Origin of the sequence: Desulfotomaculum copahuensis (genome assembly GCF_001655685.1) — a bacterium.
Classification (GTDB): domain Bacteria; phylum Bacillota; class Desulfotomaculia; order Desulfotomaculales; family Desulfovirgulaceae; genus Desulfotomaculum_G; species Desulfotomaculum_G copahuensis.
The window spans coordinates 1-604 of the sequence record NZ_LYVF01000060.1 but is presented as its reverse complement, the minus strand read 5'-3'; the positions used below and the strand labels follow the sequence as shown (position 1 = coordinate 604).

Annotated in this window: 1 pseudogene; it reads left to right on the top strand. The window is 51.3% G+C overall.

The annotated features are described in order from the left end of the window. Window positions 1-359 precede the first annotated feature (359 nt). A pseudogene (locus tag A6M21_RS04890) lies at window positions 360-604 on the top strand (methylmalonyl Co-A mutase-associated GTPase MeaB); the annotation flags it as partial.

The window sequence follows — 604 nt, the reverse complement described above, 5'->3', positions numbered from 1 at the left end:
CCCCAAAAAAAATAGCTGTATCTTTTTCAAGATACAGCGGAGAAAGGGAGAGGAGATTAGGTTGTTGTCAGCCTATGAACCTATTTTAACGGCAGCAGGCGGGCGGGGAAAGTCCTGGTCCGTTAACGGTTGTATTTTTTGCTTTAGCGGAATATGCTCCTGCTCTGGTGTCTGCCGGCATGCTGAAACCGGCGGCTTCTTTTTTAATGACCGCTTAACACTGAACAAATGCCGCCCGCCTTATTTTGCCGCCATTCCGGGTCCTTTTCACGGCATTCCGGCAACCGGGCGTCAAAATTTTTGGACCTGACAGGATAAAAACATTTTTCAAGCGAATTGATCAAAGGGGAGGGGTGGTTATGCAGGAACTGCTCAAAAGATTCCGTGCCGGCGAACACCGGGCGCTGGCCCGGGTAATCTCAATCCTGGAAAATGAATCCGCCGGTGCGGAAGAAATCATGAAGGAACTTTACCCTTTAACCGGACGGGCTTATATCCTCGGATTGACCGGTTCACCGGGCGCCGGAAAAAGCTCCCTGGTGGACCGGTTAACATCGCAATTGCGCAAACAGGGGCAAACTGTCGGCATCATCGCCGTGGATCC